22 protein-coding genes are annotated in these 19,586 nt (G+C 59.6%); 10 read left to right on the forward strand and 12 right to left on the reverse strand.

Annotation, left to right across the window (positions count from 1 at the left end; all coding sequences use genetic code 11):
• Nucleotides 1-240 (reverse strand): MerR family transcriptional regulator (locus FEM54_RS04450; RefSeq protein WP_138449663.1); only part of this gene is annotated, 240 nt, incomplete at its 3' end.
• Nucleotides 241-399: 159 nt separating this feature from the next.
• Here FEM54_RS04450 and FEM54_RS04455 point away from each other — a divergent pair.
• The gene (locus tag FEM54_RS04455) at nucleotides 400-1,230 is read left to right on the forward strand and encodes an alpha/beta fold hydrolase (protein WP_138449665.1); all 831 of its coding nucleotides are present in this window, start codon (nucleotides 400-402) and stop codon (nucleotides 1,228-1,230) included.
• A gap of 236 nt (nucleotides 1,231-1,466) precedes the next feature.
• On the forward strand, nucleotides 1,467-1,946 hold the full coding sequence (locus FEM54_RS04460) for a hypothetical protein (protein WP_099549007.1): 480 nt from the start codon (nucleotides 1,467-1,469) through the stop codon (nucleotides 1,944-1,946).
• Here FEM54_RS04460 and FEM54_RS04465 read toward each other — a convergent pair.
• The 3 genes from FEM54_RS04465 to FEM54_RS04475 are packed head-to-tail and all read right to left on the reverse strand — an operon-like array spanning nucleotide 1,937 to nucleotide 4,551.
• Entirely contained in the window at nucleotides 1,937-2,452 is a 516-nt protein-coding gene (locus FEM54_RS04465; protein WP_017136981.1) for a flavin reductase family protein, read from the reverse strand. The two genes, FEM54_RS04460 and FEM54_RS04465, sit on opposite strands and share 10 nt — an antisense overlap.
• A gap of 51 nt (nucleotides 2,453-2,503) precedes the next feature.
• A complete protein-coding gene (locus FEM54_RS04470; RefSeq protein WP_138449681.1) occupies nucleotides 2,504-3,538 on the reverse strand; it encodes a methionine synthase in 1,035 nt (344 codons plus the stop codon).
• Nucleotides 3,539-3,567: 29 nt separating this feature from the next.
• Nucleotides 3,568-4,551, reverse strand: coding sequence for a DUF1852 domain-containing protein (locus FEM54_RS04475; protein WP_138449666.1), 984 nt, complete (start codon nucleotides 4,549-4,551; stop codon nucleotides 3,568-3,570).
• A 299-nt stretch (nucleotides 4,552-4,850) separates the two neighbouring features.
• On the opposite strand from FEM54_RS04475, the gene FEM54_RS04480 reads away from it, so the two are divergent.
• Nucleotides 4,851-6,227, forward strand: coding sequence for an aminotransferase-like domain-containing protein (locus FEM54_RS04480; protein ID WP_138449668.1), 1,377 nt, complete (start codon nucleotides 4,851-4,853; stop codon nucleotides 6,225-6,227).
• On the opposite strand, the gene panB is transcribed toward FEM54_RS04480, so the two are convergent.
• Complete coding sequence (gene panB, locus FEM54_RS04485; protein WP_138449670.1) at nucleotides 6,215-7,030, reverse strand: 3-methyl-2-oxobutanoate hydroxymethyltransferase; 816 nt, start codon at nucleotides 7,028-7,030, stop codon at nucleotides 6,215-6,217. The genes FEM54_RS04480 and panB overlap by 13 nt on opposite strands.
• Before the next feature lie 140 nt (nucleotides 7,031-7,170).
• On the opposite strand from panB, the gene FEM54_RS04490 reads away from it, so the two are divergent.
• Entirely contained in the window at nucleotides 7,171-7,338 is a 168-nt protein-coding gene (locus FEM54_RS04490) for a DUF2986 domain-containing protein (RefSeq protein WP_017136986.1), read from the forward strand.
• Here FEM54_RS04490 and FEM54_RS04495 read toward each other — a convergent pair.
• The 5 genes from FEM54_RS04495 to FEM54_RS04515 form a co-directional block, all read right to left on the reverse strand.
• Entirely contained in the window at nucleotides 7,309-8,292 is a 984-nt protein-coding gene (locus FEM54_RS04495) for a GlxA family transcriptional regulator (protein ID WP_017136987.1), read from the reverse strand. The two genes, FEM54_RS04490 and FEM54_RS04495, sit on opposite strands and share 30 nt — an antisense overlap.
• 4 nt (nucleotides 8,293-8,296) lie before the next feature.
• Complete coding sequence (locus FEM54_RS04500) at nucleotides 8,297-8,839, reverse strand: cysteine hydrolase family protein (RefSeq protein ID WP_138449672.1); 543 nt, start codon at nucleotides 8,837-8,839, stop codon at nucleotides 8,297-8,299.
• A gap of 158 nt (nucleotides 8,840-8,997) precedes the next feature.
• Nucleotides 8,998-9,423, reverse strand: coding sequence for a VOC family protein (locus FEM54_RS04505; protein ID WP_138449673.1), 426 nt, complete (start codon nucleotides 9,421-9,423; stop codon nucleotides 8,998-9,000).
• Nucleotides 9,424-9,534: 111 nt separating this feature from the next.
• Nucleotides 9,535-10,410, reverse strand: coding sequence for a LysR family transcriptional regulator (locus FEM54_RS04510; protein WP_138449674.1), 876 nt, complete (start codon nucleotides 10,408-10,410; stop codon nucleotides 9,535-9,537).
• 26 nt (nucleotides 10,411-10,436) lie between these two features.
• Nucleotides 10,437-11,648: a YeeE/YedE family protein gene (locus FEM54_RS04515; RefSeq protein ID WP_017136992.1), complete on the reverse strand. Its 1,212-nt coding sequence runs from the start codon at nucleotides 11,646-11,648 to the stop codon at nucleotides 10,437-10,439.
• Between the two features lie 240 nt (nucleotides 11,649-11,888).
• Between FEM54_RS04515 and FEM54_RS04520 the strand changes: the two genes are divergently transcribed.
• The 5 genes from FEM54_RS04520 to FEM54_RS04540 are packed head-to-tail and all read left to right on the forward strand — an operon-like array spanning nucleotide 11,889 to nucleotide 16,873.
• Nucleotides 11,889-12,437: a type 2 periplasmic-binding domain-containing protein gene (locus FEM54_RS04520; RefSeq protein ID WP_017136993.1), complete on the forward strand. Its 549-nt coding sequence runs from the start codon at nucleotides 11,889-11,891 to the stop codon at nucleotides 12,435-12,437.
• The gene (locus FEM54_RS04525) at nucleotides 12,424-13,629 is read left to right on the forward strand and encodes a DUF6421 family protein (protein WP_099548950.1); all 1,206 of its coding nucleotides are present in this window, start codon (nucleotides 12,424-12,426) and stop codon (nucleotides 13,627-13,629) included. Before FEM54_RS04520 ends, FEM54_RS04525 begins: the two co-directional genes overlap by 14 nt.
• A complete protein-coding gene (locus FEM54_RS04530; RefSeq protein ID WP_138449675.1) occupies nucleotides 13,626-14,573 on the forward strand; it encodes a DMT family transporter in 948 nt (315 codons plus the stop codon). The genes FEM54_RS04525 and FEM54_RS04530 overlap by 4 nt, the downstream gene beginning before the upstream one ends.
• On the forward strand, nucleotides 14,570-15,820 hold the full coding sequence (locus tag FEM54_RS04535; RefSeq protein WP_138449677.1) for an ATP-grasp domain-containing protein: 1,251 nt from the start codon (nucleotides 14,570-14,572) through the stop codon (nucleotides 15,818-15,820). The genes FEM54_RS04530 and FEM54_RS04535 overlap by 4 nt, the downstream gene beginning before the upstream one ends.
• Before the next feature lie 33 nt (nucleotides 15,821-15,853).
• On the forward strand, nucleotides 15,854-16,873 hold the full coding sequence (locus tag FEM54_RS04540; protein ID WP_017136997.1) for a branched-chain amino acid aminotransferase: 1,020 nt from the start codon (nucleotides 15,854-15,856) through the stop codon (nucleotides 16,871-16,873).
• Nucleotides 16,874-16,958: 85 nt separating this feature from the next.
• On the opposite strand, the gene FEM54_RS04545 is transcribed toward FEM54_RS04540, so the two are convergent.
• Nucleotides 16,959-17,825 carry a DNA/RNA non-specific endonuclease gene (locus FEM54_RS04545; protein ID WP_017136998.1) on the reverse strand — a complete coding sequence of 289 codons (867 nt, stop codon included), beginning with the start codon at nucleotides 17,823-17,825 and terminating at the stop codon, nucleotides 16,959-16,961.
• 204 nt (nucleotides 17,826-18,029) lie between these two features.
• Nucleotides 18,030-19,247: an MFS transporter gene (locus tag FEM54_RS04550; protein ID WP_138449678.1), complete on the reverse strand. Its 1,218-nt coding sequence runs from the start codon at nucleotides 19,245-19,247 to the stop codon at nucleotides 18,030-18,032.
• Nucleotides 19,248-19,368: 121 nt separating this feature from the next.
• Here FEM54_RS04550 and FEM54_RS04555 point away from each other — a divergent pair.
• Nucleotides 19,369-19,586: TetR/AcrR family transcriptional regulator (locus tag FEM54_RS04555; RefSeq protein ID WP_138449680.1), on the forward strand; the 218-nt coding region annotated here is incomplete at its 3' end.

Raw genomic sequence — 19,586 nt, forward strand, 5'->3', positions numbered from 1 at the left:
GAGCAACGCCTCATGCTGCCAGCCGCCAGCGTTCATCGGCAGCAATTGGCGGATTTCTTCCAGGGAAAACCCTGCCGCCTGTGCGCCCGTGATCAGTTGCAACATCCCCGCTGCCTCCGGCGCATAGTCCCGATAACCGTTGGCCTTGCGCGTGACCGACTTGATCAGGCCGCTCGCTTCGTAGAAACGGATGCGCGATGGCGCCAACCCGCTGAGTTTCGCCAGTTCGCCTATTCTCATGTTCCACTCCGCGCGCACATTGACCTTGAGGCGGACTGTAAACCTCAAGTGATCAGGCAGCCAAGCGTGGCCGCCCATCGGTTGAGCCGCACTTTGTTCAACCGGTCACGATCAACACGTTGCTGTTGATGGCCGATCAATCACTTTGGAGAGATGAACATGGGGTATGTCACTACGCAGGACGGCGTTGAGATCTTTTACAAAGACTGGGGCCCACGCGATGCCCCGGTGGTCTTCTTCCACCACGGCTGGCCACTGAGCGCCGATGACTGGGATGCGCAGATGCTGTTCTTCCTGGCTAACGGTTACCGCGTCGTCGCCCACGACCGCCGCGGCCATGGCCGCTCCAGCCAGGTCTGGGACGGCCACGACATGGACCACTACGCCGACGACGTCTCCGCCGTGGTCAACCACCTTGGTGTACAGGGCGCCGCCCATGTGGGCCACTCCACCGGCGGTGGCGAAGTCATTCACTACATTGCCCGCCACGGCGAAGACCGCGTATCCAAAGCCGCCATCATCAGCGCCGTGCCACCGTTGATGCTGCAAACACCGAGCAATCCAGGCGGCTTGCCCAAGTCGGTGTTCGACGACATGCAGGCGCAGCTCAAAGCCAACCGTGCGCAGTTCTATCGCGACGTACCATCGGGGCCTTTTTATGGCTACAACCGGCCGGGTGCCAAACCGTCGGAAGGTGTGATCCAGAACTGGTGGCGACAAGGCATGATGGGTTGCGCAATCGCCCACTACGACGGGATTGTGGCGTTTTCGCAAACGGACTTTACTGAGGCTTTGCGGCGCATCACGATCCCCGTGCTGGTGATGCACGGCGATGATGACCAGATTGTGCCGTATGAAGATTCCGGGCCGTTGTCGGCAAAACTGTTGAAGAATGGCACGTTGAAGACCTATGCAGGGTTTCCCCATGGGATGCCGACGACGAATGCGGATGTCATCAACGCGGATTTGCTTGAGTTTTTACGAAGCTAAGTCACTCGTTGCTGCGGCGCCGCACAGAGAAGTAGTGGGCGTCGTCGCGCCCGGTTAGATGGTATTTTGCTTGAGTGGATTGATCGGTTGAACACACCGGTGTTCACTCAACGCTACCCAGCCGACCAACGAACCGAGCAAAAAAAACAATGAAACACCCCTCACTCGGGAGACAATTCAAAAGAATAGCGGCGTTGATATTAGTGCTTCTCGTCCTTGGGGCATGGATGTTTTACATGGGCTGGGCCTCTCGGGTTGCCAGGCAAACCATCTTGATGGCATGGATTCCTGAATGGACGACCTATGTGGTATTCGGCGTTGTGACAGGCCTCTATTGTGCGTTCAGGCCCGAACGCAATCGCCCGCCCAACAGCACTAATATGTCTTCGACTAACAAGTTTTTAGGGGGCTTCAGCCTTGGATTCGTTTTCCTCCTGAATAGTTATGCCGTGTGCGTCTACCTGCTGCCTGGCGAAGTAATCCACTATAAATCCGTCTATGAAATCAGGTTTCCGGGACCGGCTTATGGGAAATATAGTCGTTGCGAGGCGGGCTTATGGATCAAGGATCTACACACTGAGCGCGATATCGAACTGTGCACAACCCGATCAGAACTTGACGATCAAATAAAACGCGGTATGACCGTTGCCTGGGTGACAGCGCGTACGAACACGCTAGGCACTTACATTATTAACCACACCTTTACCTACCCGTGAACCACGCCCTGTGCGGCGATGTTGCAATACTGCCCCTTGAAATACAGCAAGGGCTTCGCCGCAGCCGCTGCTCGCAGACTTAACGCCTTTACTTCACCAATCACGATCAGGTGGTCACCGGCGGCGTGTTCGGCGTGAATTTCGCAATCCAGCCAGTGCAGGCTGCCGGCAATGATCGGATTACCCAAAGGCGAGTGCTGCCATTGCACGCCGTGCCATTTGTCTGTGCCGCGGCGGGCGAATTGGTTGGAAATCCCGGCCTGCTCACCCGACAGGATATTGACCACGAATCGACCGGCCTGGCGAATCTTGGGGTAGCTGGCCGAATTGGACATTACGCTGAATGACACCAGCGGTGGGCTCATCGACACGCTGTAGAACGACTGACACGTGAAGCCGACCGGCTCGTCATCCAGGTGCGAGGTAATCACCGTAATACCGGACGCGTAGTGCCCGAGCGCTTCGCGAAAGCTCAGTGGCTCGACCGTCGTAGTGGGAAATGACATGGTAAATCCTGAACAGGGAGTGCAACTTGGTACACCCCTTCCAATGGTGGCTCAACGCGCGTTATTGAGCTCTCTTCGAACGATCTCTGCGCCAGCACTCAACGCATTCAACTTGCCCCTTGCCACGCGGCGAGGCAAGGGCGCCATACCACAGTTGGTGCACGGATAAAGCTTGTCGGCATCGACAAACTGAAGGGCTTTGCGCAGGGTATTGGCCACTTCTTCGGGCGTTTCAATGGTGTGGTTTGCCACATCAATGGCCCCAACCATGACTTTTTTGCCACGAATGAGCTCAATCAGGTCCATGGGGACATGGGAGTTGTGACATTCCAGCGAAATGATATCGATGCTGGATTTCTGTAGCTTGGGGAAGGCTTCTTCATATTGCCGCCACTCCGACCCCAGGGTCTTTTTCCAATCGGTGTTGGCCTTGATGCCATAGCCATAACAGATATGCACCGCCGTTTCGCATTTAAGGCCTTCAATGGCCCGTTCCAGGGTGGCGACGCCCCAGTCATTCACCTCGTCAAAGAACACGTTAAAGGCCGGTTCATCAAACTGAATAATGTCGACGCCCGCAGCTTCCAGTTCCCGGGCTTCTTCGTTGAGGATCTTGGCGAATTCCCACGCGAGTTTTTCGCGGCTTTTATAGTGGTTGTCATACAGCGTATCGATCATGGTCATGGGGCCTGGCAGCGCCCATTTGATCGGCTGGTTGGTTTGCTGGCGCAAGAACCTGGCGTCTTCGACAAACACCGGCTTTTGGCGCGCAACGGCGCCTATAACCGTCGGCACGCTCGCGTCATAGCGATCACGAATCCTGACGGTTTCACGTTTCTCGAAATCAACACCGCTGAGGTGCTCGATAAACGTGGTGACAAAGTGTTGGCGGGTTTGCTCGCCATCACTGACGATATCAATCCCGGCGTTTTGCTGCTCTTGCAATGCCAAGCGCAAGGCATCTTGCTTGCCTTCAATTAATTCGTCACCTTGCAACTTCCAGGGTGACCACAGCGTCTCGGGCTCAGCAAGCCAGGCCGGTTTTGGCAAGCTGCCAGCTGTAGAAGTGGGTAATAACTTTTTCATGACAGGCACAACCTTGTAAGTTTGATGAGTCAAGCGGCGTATTGCGCGGACCACTGTTCAAGCACAGCGTGATAGGGCTTGATGAAATTTTCCTCAACAAACCTGCCCTGCTCAATCGCCAGCCGACCACGCTCTTCTCGATCATAAACAATGCGTGTTAATGAATAATCCTGATGCTTCAAACTGGGTTGGTAGCGTTTTCCGGCGACAGAATTGGCATTGTAAATTTCAGGCCGGTAAATCTTTTGAAAAGTGTCCATCGTGCTAATGGTGCTGATAAGTTCAAGCGTCGTGTAATCACTCAGCACGTCACCGAAAAAATAAAATGCCAAGGGTGCAACACTGTTGGGTGGCATAAAATAGCGCACCTTCAAGCCCATCTTCTTGAAGTACTCATCGGTCAGCGAATACTCATCCTGCTGATACTCAACGCCCAATACCGGGTGCTGGTTTTCAGTTCGCTGATAGGTCTTGGTATTCGAAACGCTCAAGCAGATGACAGGCAACTTCTTAAAGTGCTGCCTGTACGCCGCTGAATTCACAAAGCACTTGAACAGCTTGCCATGCAAGTCGCCAAAATTATCGGGCGTGCTGAATTCAGACTGGCCTCTGTTGTGGCCCAACAACACCACGCTAAAGTCATAGTCGCGTACATACGAAGAAAAATTATTGCCGACGATGCCCTCAAGGCGCTCATTGGTTTTACGGTCCACAATCGTGGTTTTCAACACTTCAATCAGCGGAATGGCCTGCCCATTGCCTTCAACACCGATCTGCATTTCAGCCGAAACAATCTCGAGTTCGAGCGCATACCGATCACCGCCAGCGTTATCCCAATGCGCCAAGGCATTGAAGCGGTTATTAATCATCGTCAAGGTATTGCGCAGGTTTTCCTGACGACGCTCGCCCCTGGCCAAATTAGCAAAGTTAGTGGTGGTGCGCGTGTTTTCGGAGGGGCGATAGTGCTCGTCAAAACAAACACTCTTAATCGTAAATTCAAACGCGTTATCCATGACCACCTGACACCTTAAAAGTTGAGACAGACTTGAGTTCACTGCTTGTCTTTTAGCAACACGCCGACGTTTGACCCAAGTCTTTACAGTTTCAATAATTAAGGTGGAGTCTATGCTGGCTATAGAGCAAGAGATAATGAAACGATTTCACTAAACCTTTAGCCCTGTTCATGATGGGTTGCCTCAAACCCAATGGGCCGAGCCGTGGGCTGTTCAGCCCGAGACGCGCGCAAATAAGATCGCCTTGAGTGATACTGCCAGGCTCTCTTCCCACTCTGTTTTGCGCAGCTCAAAGGACCATGGATAAACCCAAAGACGCCGGCTTTGCCTATCAGACGGTCTACCGTTACCTCGTCGAGTTGATCGACGCCAGCCCGTCGTCAGGCGAACGCAAACTGCCGTCCCTGCGCCAATTGGCCGAGCGCCTTGGCGTATCGGTGTCGACCACCAAGTACGCCTACGCCTTGCTTGAGGATGAAGGGCGGATCTACGCGCGGCCCAAACAGGGTTATTTCACGAGGGCCATGGCTGCACGGGTAACAACTGAAACCAACCTGCTCGACCAAGTGTTCGCCAATGCCCGCCAGCCGGGAATGCTTGCCTTGAGCAGCGATGCACCGGCGATGCTGTTGTCGCTGGAAAACCCGCTGCTGATGCTTGAGCGTGAACTGACCCGCCAGCACCCACGCTCGCTGGCGCCGCTTTACTTACCCTTCGGTGAGCCCGAGTTGCGCACCGCATTGGCCGAGCGCTACACCCAATCCGCCGACCGCTACTGGCAGGCCGACCAGGTGTATATCGGCGCGGACTTGCACAGCGTGCTGGATGCGGCACTTAATGCCCTGGACCTGTGCGGCACCGTGGCGCTGGTGGAGTCACCGTGTTCGTGGGCGATTTTGCGCCAGTTGCAAGCGGCGAAGATTCGCGTGATCGAAATGCCGCTCGACGCCCACGGGCGTTTCGACCTGGCGGCGCTGGAAGGCGTGCTGATGCGTGAGCCGATTCGCCTGGCGGTGCTGTCGTCGACGGTGAATATCCCCCAGGGCGGCGTGATGCCGGCACAGGACAAGCAGCAGATCTGCCGCTGGCTGGCGGCGCGGGATATCTGGCTGTTCGAAAACGACACTTACGGCGAGTTGTATTTCGAAGCGCCGCCGCCGCGTTATCGCGACTTCGCCGACCTGCAGAAGCTGCTGGTGTTTTCGACCTTCGATAAAGTCATCGGCTCGGAAGCGCCGTATGGCTATGCGGTGTGCCACGGGCACGCGCCGCAATTGCAGCGGGTGTTTCTGGAGCGTGGGTTTCGCCTGTCACCGATCCGGCAAAAGGCGATCGCCAAGCTGCTCACCTCCAAGCGTATCGACGCGCATTTAAAAGCGCTGCGGGCGCTGCTGCTGGAGCGCATGACCGGCATGAAAGCCTTGCTGGAGGAACATTGGCAGGTGATCGCGCCCCAAGGCGGCGCCAGCTTCTGGCTGCAAGCACCGCATGCGGTGGATATGCGTCAGGTATTTGAGCGCCTGCTGGCCCAACGCATCGTCATCGCCCCTGGCGAGCTGTTCAGCCAGCATGGCGCCTGGCCGCAACACCTGCGCCTGAGCTACACCCTCGACTGGAGCAAGGATATCGCCCAGGCCGTGAAGCGATTGGCCGAGACGATCGATCAAAGCCCGTAGCAATGCCGCGCTTCAGGGAAACGGCCATGGCGCACATCGTCGGCAAACCGCTCGCAGGCATCGCGAATCACCGCGCCTACATCTGCGTACTGTTTGACGAAGCGCGGCAGGTGTTCGCCGCCCAGGCCCAACAGGTCTTCGGTCACCAACACTTGGCCATCGCAGGCCGGTGAAGCGCCAATGCCGATGGTGGGCATCTTTGAATCCAGGGTGATCTGCCGCGCGACGCCTTCGGCCACACCTTCGAGCAGCAGGCCGAAGGCGCCCGCCTCCAGGTTGGCACGGGTATCCGCGGCAATCACTGCAGCAGTTTCGGCGGTAAGCCCTTGGGCCTTGAAGCCGCCCATCACGTTGACGAACTGCGGCATCAGCCCCACATGGGCCATCACCGGAATGCCGCGCGCCACCAGAAACTCGACGGTGCCCGCCAACGCCACGTTGGCCTCCAGCTTCAGCGCATCGCAACCAGTGCGCGCCAGCACTTGGGCGCAGTTGCGAAACGCTTGCTCGTTGGATTCCTGATAACTGCCAAAGGGCATGTCGGCAATCACGCAGGCCAGGCGCGTGCTGTCGACCACGGCGCGGGTGTGGCCGATGATTTCTTCCAACTGCATGCTCAAGGTCGAGGCCCGGCCGTAGCCGACCATCGCCGTGGAATCACCCACCAGAATGAAGTCGACCAGCGGGTCGATCAGCTTGGCGATGGCGCTGGAGTACGCGGTGAGGGAGACGATTTTCTGCTGGCCCTTCATGGCGACCAGTTGCGGGACGGTGAGGCGTTTGGTGCGGGTGTGGAGGCTCATCGGTTTTTTCCGTTTGTGCTGAATTCACGGCCCGATTATTGGTAAAACCCCAGGGTGTTCAATGCACAGATTGACGCTAAAAAGCGACCCAGGTTTTTAACCTGATATCATCCGGGCCTTCACCCATCAGGCACCGACACATGAACCGCCAGAAAAAACTCAAGCAGCTCTTCAAGGCTAAAGCCAAGAAGGCCAGCGCCAAACTGGCGCCGAAAAGCAAAGACAAGTACATCAGCAAGGCAGACCGCGCCAAACTTGAAGCCGAGGCCGATCAAGCCTCAACCAGCGGCGCCGACACGCCCGCTTGAAGGCGTCCCCACCTCATATTTGCTCCAGATACGCCGCAGGTGCCGGGCTGACCCAAAGCCTGCGCGCTCGGCGACGGTTTCCATGTCCAGGCTCGACGCCATGAGCAGTTCACGGGCCACGGTGATACGCAGCGTGTGCAGGTAGTCCAACGGGCTGATGCCGACGTGTTCGTGGAACAGCCGCGCCAGGTGTCGGCTGCTGGTGCACGCCAGTTCGGCCATGCGTGTGACGGTCCAGGCTTCACAGGGCGCCGCGGTGATGGCGTCCTGCACACGGTGCACGGCCGGGTGCAGGTGGTTGCGACCGGTGATCCAGGCTGAGAGCTGCGGGTCGGCGCCGCTGCGACGCATGTACACCACCATGTCGCGCGCCACACTGCAGGCCAGGCGTGGCCCGGCCAACTCGGCGAGCAGGTGCAGCATCAGGTCGATGCCCGCCGTGACACCGGCGCTGCAACTGACCGGGCCGTCCGTGACATACAGCCGGTTTTCCAGCACGCGGGCCTTGGGCGCCAGGGCCTGCAATGCCTCGCACAGCGCGTGGTGGGTGGTGCACTGGCGGCCATCGAGCAACCCCGCGCGGGCGGCACTTAATGCGCCGGCGCACACGCAAACCAGCCGCTGGCCCGACGCTGCAAACACGCTTTGCAGCCATTGGGTCAAGGTGTCGCTGGCCGACTCGAACGCCTGCTGCTGCGCCTTGCTCACCTTTGACGTCGAGCCGACCAACACCACCAGCGTGCCGGGCGCCAGGCTTGGCGGCAGGGGCGCCAAGCCGGCCAGCGGCAAGCCAATCGAGGTTTGCAGGGACGGCACCGGGCTGACGTACTGCAAGTCGAAGTCGAGAGCCGCAGGGTCCTCGCTCTGCGCGGCCAGGCGCAGCACCTCGGCGGGGCCGGCCAAGTCCAGCATCAGCACATTGGGCAACAGCACGAACAGCACCGGCACGCTCACGGGTTCAACGCTCCAGCGCCTGGGCGACGGTGACGATGCGCGCAAAGCGCTCTTCCAGCATCAGTTCGGTACGCTCACGAATCTCGGCGGCGCTGTATTCGCGGCCACTGCGTGCGTGGGTCATCGGGAAGGTCAGGGTCGCCTCGCTGACAAAATCCACCGCAAAACCGCTGTCCGACGCCTGCCGGGTGGTGGTTTCGCAGCACTGTTCGGTGCGGATGCCACTGATGATCAGCGCGCTCACGCCCATCTCCGTAAGCCGTGCAGCCAAAGGCGTGCCGGCGAAAGCACTGTGAAAGCGCTTGTGGATGATCAGGTCGGGGTTGATCGACAACTCGCTCAAGGTTTTGACATTGCCCGATGCCATCGAAAAGTGCCCTTGGTCTTCAACATGGAAGACTTGTATCACCGGGATGCCCTGTTGAACACACCCATCGATCAGCGCTTGCTGTTTTTCCAGGAACAACGGCAGGTCATTTTCGGACCAGTAAGCAGAATGACGGAACGAATGCTGCACATCGATAACGATAAGGGCTTTGCGGCTCATGACAGGTCCTTGTGGCTTGCATCACAGTGGTTGATGCAAGCCATGGTAAGCACCCGCGCCGATGAGCGACAGGCAGGTGCCGGACCACTTGAGGACCGATTCAGACATACCGGCTCAGCGGCGCAAATCACCCTGGGACGTTTGCGCACGGTGAGCAATTACTTGGCGAACAGCTGGCTCATGTCCTTGAACGCCTTGAACTCCAGGGCGTTGCCGCACGGGTCGAACAGGAACATGGTGGCCTGCTCGCCTACCTCACCCTTGAAGCGGATGTAGGGTTCGATCACAAACTGGGTTTCCCGCGCGCGCAGCCGATCGGCCAAGGCTTCCCACTGGTCCCACTGCAGGATGATGCCGAAATGCGGCACCGGCACATCGTGACCGTCCACCGCGTTGGAGTGCACCGACTCCTGGGAATGCGTCTTGGGGTGCTCGTGAATCACCAGTTGGTGGCCGTAGAAATCGAAGTCGACCCATTGCGCACTGGAGCGACCTTCCGAAAGGCCAAACACATCGCCGTAGAAATGACGCGCGGCGGCCAGGTCGTAGACGGGAATCGCTAGGTGAAAGGGAGAAAGGCTCACGGTGGCTACCTGCAGGTTCTGTTTGGTTAGAACCCGATTCTTCACCAGAAAGCCCCACGGATAAAGCGGATATCCTTCGCCCTGAGCCTCAATAATTTCGATGCTCGCGCCCTACTTCGGCGCACCCAGCACTTCGATGACGCACGCCCTGAATAATTCGAAGAGCGGCAATTGGCGCTGGGAGTACTTGGTCAGCAGCACGATTTCACGGTAGAACGTGAGCTTGTCCAATCGCAAAACCCGCACGTCACTGCCGTGTTCCAGCCACAGGCCGGCCAGGGGCACCAGCGACACGCCGAGGCCGCTGCGTACCATCTTGACGATGGCGTCCAGCTCGTCGAGTTCCAGCGCTTGCCGGGTCTGGATCTTGTGTTCCTTGAGAAACTGCGTGACCTGGCGCCCGCCGAACGAGCCACGGTCATACCGCACGAAGGGTTGCTCGCGCAGGATCTGCAGCGGGTCGTCGCCCTGCACGTCCTTGGCGGTAATCAGCACAAAGGGTTCGCGGGCGATCACTTCGATATTCAGGTCCTTGGGCAGGTTGAACGGCGGGTGGATCATGATCGCCAGGTCCAGCTCACCGGCATCCACCTGGCTGAGCAGGTTGAGCGAAACGCCGGGCACCAGGCTGACCTCGATAAACGGCGCGCGGCGTTTAAGCGCGACCAGCGCCTGGGGCAGGAGGCCGGTTTGCACACTGCCGATGGCGCCGATGCGCAGCGAACCCTGAAAGTTGTTGGCGCTGTCGGGCGCGCCCATGCGCGAGAAAATATCGAGGATCTCCTCCGCCAGCGGCACCGCGCGCTGCCCGGCCGCATTGAGCGTGGCGGAGCGACCGGTGCGGTCGAACAGCTTGACGCCCAGGGCGTCCTCGAGGTGTTTGATCTGCGCACTCACCGCCGATTGCGTCAGCCCCACCTGCTGCCCGGCGGCGGCGAAAGTGCCACGGCGGGCGGCGCTTACGAAGGTTCTCAGTTCTCTGATCATGGGCCTGCCTTATAGGTCGTTGGGGTTCAGCAACCGCTCAAGGCCACCTGCGGTCGCTCGCCTGCGAAGAAGAACGGCCGCAGGCGCACACCGACGCTGTTACCGATAAACGCTGCCACCAACCACACCCAGCCATGCAGGCTGCCGGACGCGATGCCGCTGAAGTACGCGCCGATGTTGCAGCCGTAAGCCAGGCGCGAGCCATAGCCCAGCAGCAAACCACCGATCACTGCGGCCACCAGCGAGCGTGCCGGGATTTTCAGGCTTGGGGCAAAACGCCCGGCCAGGCCCGCGGCCAACAGCGCGCCGAGGACGATGCCGATGTCCATCACGCTGGTGATGTCTTCCCACACGGGCGCTGCCAGGGCTTTGGCATTGCCCGGCATTTGCCAGAACGCCCAACTGGCCACGTCCACACCCAAGCCGCTGGCCACTTTGGCGCCCCACAGCGCGAACGCCGAGGTAATGCCCCATGGCCGCCCGGCCAGCGCCAGCGTCGCATAGTTAAGCAGCGCCAAACCGATTGCCCCCCACACCAATGGCCAAGGCCCGCGCAGGAAGCGGCGCAGGCCGATGTGCTCGCTGCTCACGCCGGGTTCAAGCTGGCCGTGACGGCCCTTCTCCAAACGCACGGTGACCAGCGCGATGACCGCGAACACGGCAAGGCTCAGAATCATGGCCGGCAACACGCCGAAGCTCTTGACGATGGACACCGCCGGGAACGCCGGCAACGCGAACCACCAATCCACATGGTGCGTGGCAATCAGCGAACCGCAGATAAAAAACAGCAGCGTCACCAGCATGCGCGCATTGCCGCCGCCGACGGTGAACAGCGTGCCGGACGCACAACCGCCGCCCAACTGCATGCCGATACCAAAGATAAACGCCCCGAACACCACCGATACGCCAGCCGGTGCTACCAGCCCGACCACCGGCTGCCCGAACAACGTGCCCGCGCCCAATGCCGGGAAGAACAGCAACACCGCCACCGCCAGCATGACCATCTGTGCGCGCAAACCGGCGCCGCGTCGATCATTGATAAATACGCGCCAGGCCGACGTGAATCCGAAAGCGGCGTGGTACAGGGTCAAGCCCAATGCGGCGCCGACCACCAGCAACAGCACCTGGCGCGAGCCGACGCTGTTTTGCAGGAATACGGCACCGGCCACCAGGATGATAAAAGCCGCCAACGGCGCGATAGGCTTGCGCGCGGGGGTCAGGGAAAGGGAGGTGCTCATGGGCTTTCTCGGATTTGATCGGAGGGGGAAGTTTGGCGGTGAGTATAAACCCTGACAGGGTCGGCCTTTGCAGGAATTCAGACGGCCAGGCAACGCCTGCGAAGGTGGCAACGTTTAGTTTCGCCGGGTGTATTGCTTGAACAAAAAACCTACAGTAACCTCCGCCAAGGCAGCCACCAATGGGTGGCAGGAATGGATTCTGGCCCGCTGTCCGGTGGGCTCTGACAAGGAAGTTAAAGCATGCACACGGCTATCAGTCCGACCATCTATACGCTCGGCCCCGAGGGTACCAATTGCGCCACCGCCGCGCAGTGGTGGCTTGATTCTCGTGAAGCGCGCAATGGCACGCAGCGAATTGTTCTGCATGAGACGCTTGAGCAAGCCTTTGATGAGTTGTCCGGAAAACAGGACGGCTATCTTTTAAGCTGCGCCGCGTACCCCGATTTGCATACGCTGATTTTTACCCGCCTGGGCGATATGGAGCTGTGCGACAGCTTCATCATGCCGACCCACTCCATGGTGCTTGCGAGCCGTACCAGCGCCGACCAGATAAAGAGTGTGGCAACCCATCCCGCGCCCCAATCCCTGGTGGCAAGCCACTACCGCAAAGTGTTCGCCAACAGCAATGCCGATGCCGCCGTGCTGTGCAGCACTGGCCAGGCAGATGCGTGCGTGACCACCGTGGTCGCGGCAGACCTGCATGAGCTGAACATCATTGAGGATTTCGGCCAGGTGCCGATGGCCTTTCTGGTCCATTCGCTGAAGCGAGCCGACCATGCAAAAGCCTGATCCGCTGTCGACCCTGGTCAATATCGTCGATGAAGTGCGTGCCCGCCAGGAACTGGATGGCAGCATCAAGGCGCCGAACGTAGCCGACCATGCCCTCATCAACCGCTTGATCACCGAGCTCGACCGGCACGCCGCAATCATCGACGGGCTATCTGCGCCGCTGTTGACGGCGACCCTGGAAGACCTGGGCAACTGGCTGAAGAATGGCCTGGATCAACGGCCTCTATTCGATAAAACTCTCGCCAGTTTCAACACCCCTGCACCCGGCGACGCCTTGTTTCTACTGGCCCCCATGCGCGCGACCAACGGCCCTGACCCCGAAGGCTTTCGGCTGGAGCTGGTCACCGGCTACCGCAGTGAAACCCCTTACCTGGCAAAGGCCGCGCAGTACACCGAGCAGTACGTGGCACCGTTTCAATGCATCAAGCTTGGAGCGGCCTCGAAGGGGTTCCTGCAAGGCAATTGCATAGTGCTGTTTCCAGAGTCCGTGGCGACGGCAGCCAAGGTCGATAAACAAACCTTCGCGCTGTTCTTCTTCAGCAAGTTTCTGCGTATCTACAACGAACAGACACTCGTCGAGGCAGACCGTCTGTTCGGGCGCCAAAGCCCGTTCCTGTTCGGCCAATTGAGCAGCCGCCAGATGTCTGAGCCAGACATGTACGACGCGCGTTGCCTGTGGGGTTATTACCATGACTATGCGCACCACACCGGGCCACGCCCGTTGGACAAAAACCTGTACATAAAGCTGAACTGGTTTACCGGCCTGCTGGAAGAAACCAAGTGTGACCTGATTACGGTGCGCCTGGTGCTGGAACACCGTCCGGACTTTTGGCGTGAAATCGCCGAGTTCATTCTGCTCGAGCGCATGTTCCGCTACCCCAAGGGCTCGGACCAACACATGACGTTCGATGCCGGCACCGGGATTTTGCTCTTTGAAATGCTGATCAATGCCAAGGCATTGGTCGAAACCGAGCACGGCCACCTCAGCTTTGACAGCGAGCGTCTTGACCAAAAGCTTGTGTCGATGATTGCCGATATCGAGGCCCTCGAAGCACTCGACGACGAGACCTATCTGGCGGGTGCCAAAGCCTATGTGCAGCAGCATCTGGGCACACCGCAAACCCCACTGGCACGTTTCAATTTCCCGGCCACGCACTACGCACGCCGCGTTCTGGCCGAGTGCCCCCAATGAATGCATTGAAGGTCCGTCTGCTGCTGTTCACCGTGGCCATTCTCGCGTTGTTCTCGATCAGTTGGCTGCTGTCGAAAAACCTGCTCGGTAGCATTTCGGTGATGCATGCCGTTGGGCTCAGGCTGTGGGCCACAACCGCCGCCTTATGGTTGATCGTGGCGTTCGGCACGCGACCGCCGCTGGCATCCAAGCCGCTGCTCGCCAGGATGCCGGGGTTTTTCATCCTGTCGATCCTGGGGTTCTCGCTCTATTTTGTCTGCAGCTTCGGCGCCTTGAAAACGCTGAAAGCCAGCGACCTGACCATGGTCCTGGCGACGATTCCGGGCATTACCTACCTGCTGGGCCTGCTGACACGCAGCCTGGGGTTTTCCTGGCTCAAACTGGCGGGTGTGGTGATCGTCAGTGTCGCGGCGCTGGCGTTCAACACCCACACCGGCGACGTTGGCGCAGTCAGCCCATCAGGCATTGCGCTGGCCCTGGTCGCGGCGCTTTCCTACGCCGTTTATGGCCTGCTGTCCAAGCGCTACCTCAAGGATTTGCCACTGATCAACTCGCTGGCCTGGGTCACACTGATCGCCGCGGCGTGCTTTGTGCCGCTGTTCATTCTCGACCCCGCGCCCTTGTTGCGCCTGAACCTTGAGGATGCGCTCAAAGTGCTGATCCTGGGGGCTGCCTGCTCGGCGCCGGTGTATGTGTTGTACCAGAAGGTTTTGGCCGAGGGCGGCGTGCTGTATGCCAATGCGATTGGCTTGCTGGCACCGTTCGCCGTGGTCACCGGTGAGTGGTTGATCGGCTCCGGCACGACGTTGGGTGCAGTAAAAATCGTCGCGATGATTGCGGTCATGGTGGGGATCACCCTGTTATTCATGGATGCATCAGGCGTCTCGGGCTGGACGTTCAAGCGTCGCCCCCCAAACCAACCGGTTAGTGAGGAAATACAATGAAAAAGCTGGCGTTGGTTTGCCACCGCAGTGCCAAGTTGTCCTTTGTATTTGAGGCCGCAGAAGCGGCAGGTATTGAACTGGTACTGATTTACGACACGACCGAAAGCGCCCCCGCGCACTTGCCGGCAGTCACGTCGACCTGGCAGCTGCCGGTTTTCGACGAGCCGCAGGTGGCGTTGGAAGCGTTCGGGGCCGGCGTGCAAGAGAGAGGGATTGGCGGGGTGATGACGGTTCGCGAAGAAGCGATCATCTGGACGGCACTGGCGGCGCAAAAAATCGGTACCCCTGGCATCGATCCCCATGTGGCGGCGCTGGCCCGCAACAAGTACCTGATGCGCCAGGCCTTTGCCGAGGCAGGCTTGAGGTCGCCGGGCTTTTGCTACATCGATAACCCGCACGACCTGTCGCAAACCCGCGCCCTGGGGTTGCCACTGGTGATCAAGCCGCTCTCCGGCTGGTCGAGCACCGGTGTGATGCTGGCCAAAACGGCCGAAGAGCTTCCCGCCCTGGTCAACGCGGTCTGGGAGGTCCAGAGCAAGGACCTGGCTCGTTTCTATGACCAGGACAAAGCCGCAGGCCTGGTTGTTGAACAGTATTTGCCGGGTAAAGAATTCGTTGTGGAGTGCTTTGTCGATATCGAAGGGGTGCATGTCCTGGCGGTGGGCGACAAGGGCCAACCCGAAGGGCCCTGGTTTGAAGAAACGATCTACCGCCAGCGTCGAGATATCGACGCCCCCTTGATCATGGCCCTGTGTGAGACCGCGCGCGCCGGGGTCAAGGCACTGGGCATTACCATGGGCGCCGCCCATGTGGAGCTGCGCCTGGATGCCAACCAGCAAGCGTATGTGATTGAAATCGGCGCACGCATAGGGGGCTCGGGGGTCTCGCACTTTGTGGTGGAACAGAGCACCGGCGTGTCGTTCGCCGCACTGTGCATGAAGGCCGCCCTGGGTTTGCCCACCCCGGCACTGCCCGATGTGCTGCCGGCCGCCAGAGTGGCAGCAAACTACATCATTCCTCTGCGCGGCGATGGCCGTTTCAACGGTTTCAGCGGGCTGGGAAAGGTCGCGGAGCACCCTGAAACCGCCCGGATCGTGACTTTTTTCGAGGCAGGGCATCTTTCACCACCACCTCCCGCGTTTGGCGGCTACCCAGGGTTCATCTTCTCGGTACATGCCTCGGATGAGGCGGCGAGCGCTTACCACCAATGGCTTGATGCTTCCTTGAGCATCAACTGGAACCAATAAATACCACCCGTAGCCGGGTTCGGGAGTCGTGATATGGAACATCCGCAACTGGATTGGAATAACCTGGGTTTCAGCTACAGGAAAACCGACCTTCGTTACATCGCACATTGGCGTGACGGTCAGTGGCAGGAAGGTGCACTGACCGAAGATAACCAGCTGCATATCAGCGAAGGCTCAACCGCGTTGCATTATGGCCAGCAGTGTTTTGAGGGGATGAAGGCCTACCGTTGCAAGGATGGTTCGATCAACCTGTTTCGCCCCGATCAGAATGCTGCCCGTATGCAGCGCAGTTGCTCACGGCTGCTGATGCCGCCCGTCTCGACCGCGCAATTCATTGATGCCTGCAAGCAGGTGATCAAGGCCAACGAACGCTTCCTGCCGCCCTACGGAACAGGCAGCTCGCTGTATCTACGACCTTTCGTCATCGGTGTGGGCGATAACATCGGTGTGCGTACCGCGCCGGAGTTTATCTTCTGCGTGTTTTGCATCCCGGTCGGCGCGTTGTTCAAAGGCGTGTTGCAACCGAGCAACTTCATCATTTCGGACTACGACCGCGCCGCCCCCAATGGCACCGGCGCCGCCAAGGTCGGCGGAAACTACGCGGCCAGCCTGCTACCCGGTACCGAGGCACGGCAGGCGGGTTTTGCCGACTGCATTTACCTCGACCCGCTGACCCATAAAAAAATCGAAGAAGTCGGCTCGGCGAATTTCTTTGCCATCACCCATGACAACACCTTTGTGACCCCGCGTTCGCCTTCAGTATTGCCTGGCATCACCCGCGCCTCGTTGATCGAGCTTGCGCAAAGCCGTCTGGGGCTCAAGGCGGTGGAAGAGGACGTTTATATCGACAACCTGGCGGCGTACAAGGAAGCCGGCGCGTGCGGCACCGCAGCGGTTATCACACCGATTGGCGGTATCCGCTACAACGATCACCTGCATGTATTCCACAGTGAACATGAAGCCGGCCCGATGACCCAACGTTTGTTCAATGAGTTGACGGGCATCCAGAACGGCGACGTTGAAGCGCCGGCAGGCTGGATCGAAAAAGTCTAAAGCCCTGAGGCGCTCGCTGTGCCGACACCCCGTGGGTGTCAGTACAGCGGGCCGATCAAGCGTCAGTCAGACCGGCCGAAAGGGCTCATGTCCGCCCCACTGAACCGGTAACCGGCAAGTTGCCAAGCAACTTGAGCCCGGTGCTTTTCACAAAGGTGTCGTAGTCCATCGGCTTCTGGATACGGGTTTCGGCGTTGGGCAGCACATAGGCCCAGGCACGTTTGGACGAAGCGTCGTACACCAGCTTGAACAGGCGTGTCGGCACCCACACCTTGTTGTCGCCGATGGTGCTGTAGCCGGCATCAAACAACGGGCCGGTGAACACAAACACATTACCGCCTGCACGTACCGCGAACTTGCGCACGTCGGCCTCAACCTTGCTCCAGATCTTGCGGTTATTGGTGGGGTCTTGCGGCACCATGTTCGACAAGGCGAAGGACTGCGCCATGGCATTTGCACTTGGCGCATCGGCGGCTGGGGACTGGTGGCCGCGGTCCACCGCCGGGTGCTGGCTGCGGTAGTCGCTCAGCTCGGCGCGGGCGCCTTTGGGAATGCGCGGATCGGGATAAAACTGGTTGGTGCGCTCTTCACCCTTGGCGTCTTTCAACTGTGCGGCGTTCAAACGCTCGACCACCACCAAAGGCGTCTTGCTGGTTTGCGAGTAGAGCACCGCAAAGTGATCCGAACACAGCGCCATGGGTTTCATCGAGGCGGGTACGGTGGCCGTGTTGATCGGCGTGGCGCCAGGAAACAGGTCCGCGCAGCCGTCGAAGGAGAGCTGCTTTTCTTGACGGGAATAGAGACCAAGGGCCGCGCTTTGGCTGATGGAGCTTGAGCGCGAAGTGTGTTCATGGGCCGGTGGTTTGATCAGGTCCAGCAGGCTGCGGGCCTGCGCGCCGGGCGAGAGCAGAACACACGCCGACAGGCCGACTGCAATAATGCGTAAGTGCATGTTTTATATCTTAAAGTGAGGAGCCTAATGGACCCTCACTTTAAACTTTAGTGCGACGCCTGACGGATCGAATTCCAGGCCGCCTGAGCCAGGCTCCCCACCTCGTTAAAGCACGCCAGCGCTTCACGCAGGATGCTGCGCCTGCCGGGGAAGCCACTTGCCGAACTGGCAGGCGGCACCATGACCGTGAAGCTCGCTTAGCGCCTAGTGCCCCGCCACCGCTGGCCCATCGGCTGACCGCCGTCCCGGTTTGAAGCCATGGGCATGCGCCGCGCAGGCAATCACCAACGCCACCAGCAGCAACAGCGCCATTGCCCATGGAAATGAGGCGGCGCCCCACGTCTCCAGCAACACGCCACCGACCACGCCGCTGGCCGCAATGGCGCTGTTCCACGCCACCACGTTCAGCGACAGCGCCACATCGGCGCCCTCTCCAGCTGCATCGGCCAACGCGGTTTGCAGCAGTGTCGCGGCCCCCCCAAAGCTCAGGCCCCACACGGCCACGCCAAGGTAGATCACCTGCGGCACGCTGCCCAAAAAGCCGAACACCAGGGTTACTGCTGCAAACGTCACCAGGCTTACCAGCACCGTCTTGCGCAACAACGGCTCGACCAGCTTGGCCGTCAACCAGATCCCCACCAACGCGGCAATGCCGAACACCAGCAAGACTAAATCCACACGCTCAGCCAAGCCTGCACGCGCCACAAACGGGGCAATGTAGGTGTACAAAATGTTGTGCGCCAACATCCAACTGATCACCACCGCCAGCACCGGCCGCACGCCGGGCGTGGTCAGCACTTGGCCCAGGGACAGCCGCTGGTGCGCAGGCTGCGGTGGATAGTCCGGGACTTTCACCAGCACCCACACGATCAGCAGCAGCGTCAGCGCCGACATCAGGCCGAACGTCGTACGCCAGCCCACCAGGCCGCCCAGCCAAGTGCCCAGCGGCACACCCAGCGACAACGCAATCGGCGTACCCACCATGGCCAGTGCCAGCGCCCGACCCTGTTGATGCGGCGCAACCATGCGCCGGGCATAACCGGCCAGCAGGCTCCAGGCCAGCCCTGCCGCCACGCCGGCAAAGAACCGCGCCACCAGGGTTACGCCGTACTGGGACGACAGCGCGGTGATGGAGTTAAACAGCAGAAAGCCGACGATAGTCAGCAGCAACACGTTGCGCCGCCGCCAGCCACGGGTGGCAATGGTCATGGGAATCACCGCCAGCACCGACCCCAGCGCGTAGGCCGTGACCATCTGCCCGGCCATCGACGGCGAAATCGCCAGGCCGTCGCTGATCAGCGGCAACAGCCCGGCGGGCAGGGTTTCGGTGACGATGCAGATAAAGCCGGTCATGGCCAGGGCGAGCAAGGCGCCAATGGGCAGCCGGTCGGATGCCGCGGATAAGCTGAGTGAGGGTGTCACGGGAGACTCCTTGAGATGACTTAGATACTGATCGATATAAATGTTGCGTGCACACACAGCTCGTTGTCAACGACTTATGTATCGACTAGTATTTATCTCGCTTACCCAGAGGATTCCCCACATGGCACAAATGGGCCGCCCGCGTAATTTCGACCGAGACCAGGCCGTGGAACAGGCCATGCACCTGTTTTGGCAGCACGGTTACGACGCCACCTCCCTCGCCCAGCTCAAGGCCGGGTTGGGTGGCGGTATCTCCGCGCCGAGTTTTTACGCCGCATTCGGCTCCAAAGAAGCGCTGTTCGATGAATGCGTGCAGCGTTATCTGGCCACCTACGCCCA

It is taken from the genome of Pseudomonas edaphica (genome assembly GCF_005863185.1).
GTDB classification, from domain to species: domain Bacteria; phylum Pseudomonadota; class Gammaproteobacteria; order Pseudomonadales; family Pseudomonadaceae; genus Aquipseudomonas; species Aquipseudomonas edaphica.

Bases quoted from the DNA above. Each gene is read 5' to 3' on its own strand.
- FEM54_RS04455 (WP_138449665.1), top strand. From the start codon at position 400: ATGGGGTATGTCACTACGCAGGACGGCGTTGAGATCTTTTACAAAGAC.
- FEM54_RS04460 (WP_099549007.1), top strand. From the start codon at position 1,467: ATGGGCTGGGCCTCTCGGGTTGCCAGGCAAACCATCTTGATGGCATGG.
- FEM54_RS04465 (WP_017136981.1), bottom strand. From the start codon at position 2,452: ATGTCATTTCCCACTACGACGGTCGAGCCACTGAGCTTTCGCGAAGCG.
- FEM54_RS04470 (WP_138449681.1), bottom strand. From the start codon at position 3,538: ATGAAAAAGTTATTACCCACTTCTACAGCTGGCAGCTTGCCAAAACCG.
- FEM54_RS04475 (WP_138449666.1), bottom strand. From the start codon at position 4,551: ATGGATAACGCGTTTGAATTTACGATTAAGAGTGTTTGTTTTGACGAG.
- FEM54_RS04480 (WP_138449668.1), top strand. From the start codon at position 4,851: ATGGATAAACCCAAAGACGCCGGCTTTGCCTATCAGACGGTCTACCGT.
- panB (WP_138449670.1), bottom strand. From the start codon at position 7,030: ATGAGCCTCCACACCCGCACCAAACGCCTCACCGTCCCGCAACTGGTC.
- FEM54_RS04490 (WP_017136986.1), top strand. From the start codon at position 7,171: ATGAACCGCCAGAAAAAACTCAAGCAGCTCTTCAAGGCTAAAGCCAAG.
- FEM54_RS04500 (WP_138449672.1), bottom strand. From the start codon at position 8,839: ATGAGCCGCAAAGCCCTTATCGTTATCGATGTGCAGCATTCGTTCCGT.
- FEM54_RS04510 (WP_138449674.1), bottom strand. From the start codon at position 10,410: ATGATCAGAGAACTGAGAACCTTCGTAAGCGCCGCCCGCCGTGGCACT.
- FEM54_RS04515 (WP_017136992.1), bottom strand. From the start codon at position 11,648: ATGAGCACCTCCCTTTCCCTGACCCCCGCGCGCAAGCCTATCGCGCCG.
- FEM54_RS04520 (WP_017136993.1), top strand. From the start codon at position 11,889: ATGCACACGGCTATCAGTCCGACCATCTATACGCTCGGCCCCGAGGGT.
- FEM54_RS04525 (WP_099548950.1), top strand. From the start codon at position 12,424: ATGCAAAAGCCTGATCCGCTGTCGACCCTGGTCAATATCGTCGATGAA.
- FEM54_RS04530 (WP_138449675.1), top strand. From the start codon at position 13,626: ATGAATGCATTGAAGGTCCGTCTGCTGCTGTTCACCGTGGCCATTCTC.
- FEM54_RS04535 (WP_138449677.1), top strand. From the start codon at position 14,570: ATGAAAAAGCTGGCGTTGGTTTGCCACCGCAGTGCCAAGTTGTCCTTT.
- FEM54_RS04540 (WP_017136997.1), top strand. From the start codon at position 15,854: ATGGAACATCCGCAACTGGATTGGAATAACCTGGGTTTCAGCTACAGG.
- FEM54_RS04545 (WP_017136998.1), bottom strand. From the start codon at position 17,825: ATGCACTTACGCATTATTGCAGTCGGCCTGTCGGCGTGTGTTCTGCTC.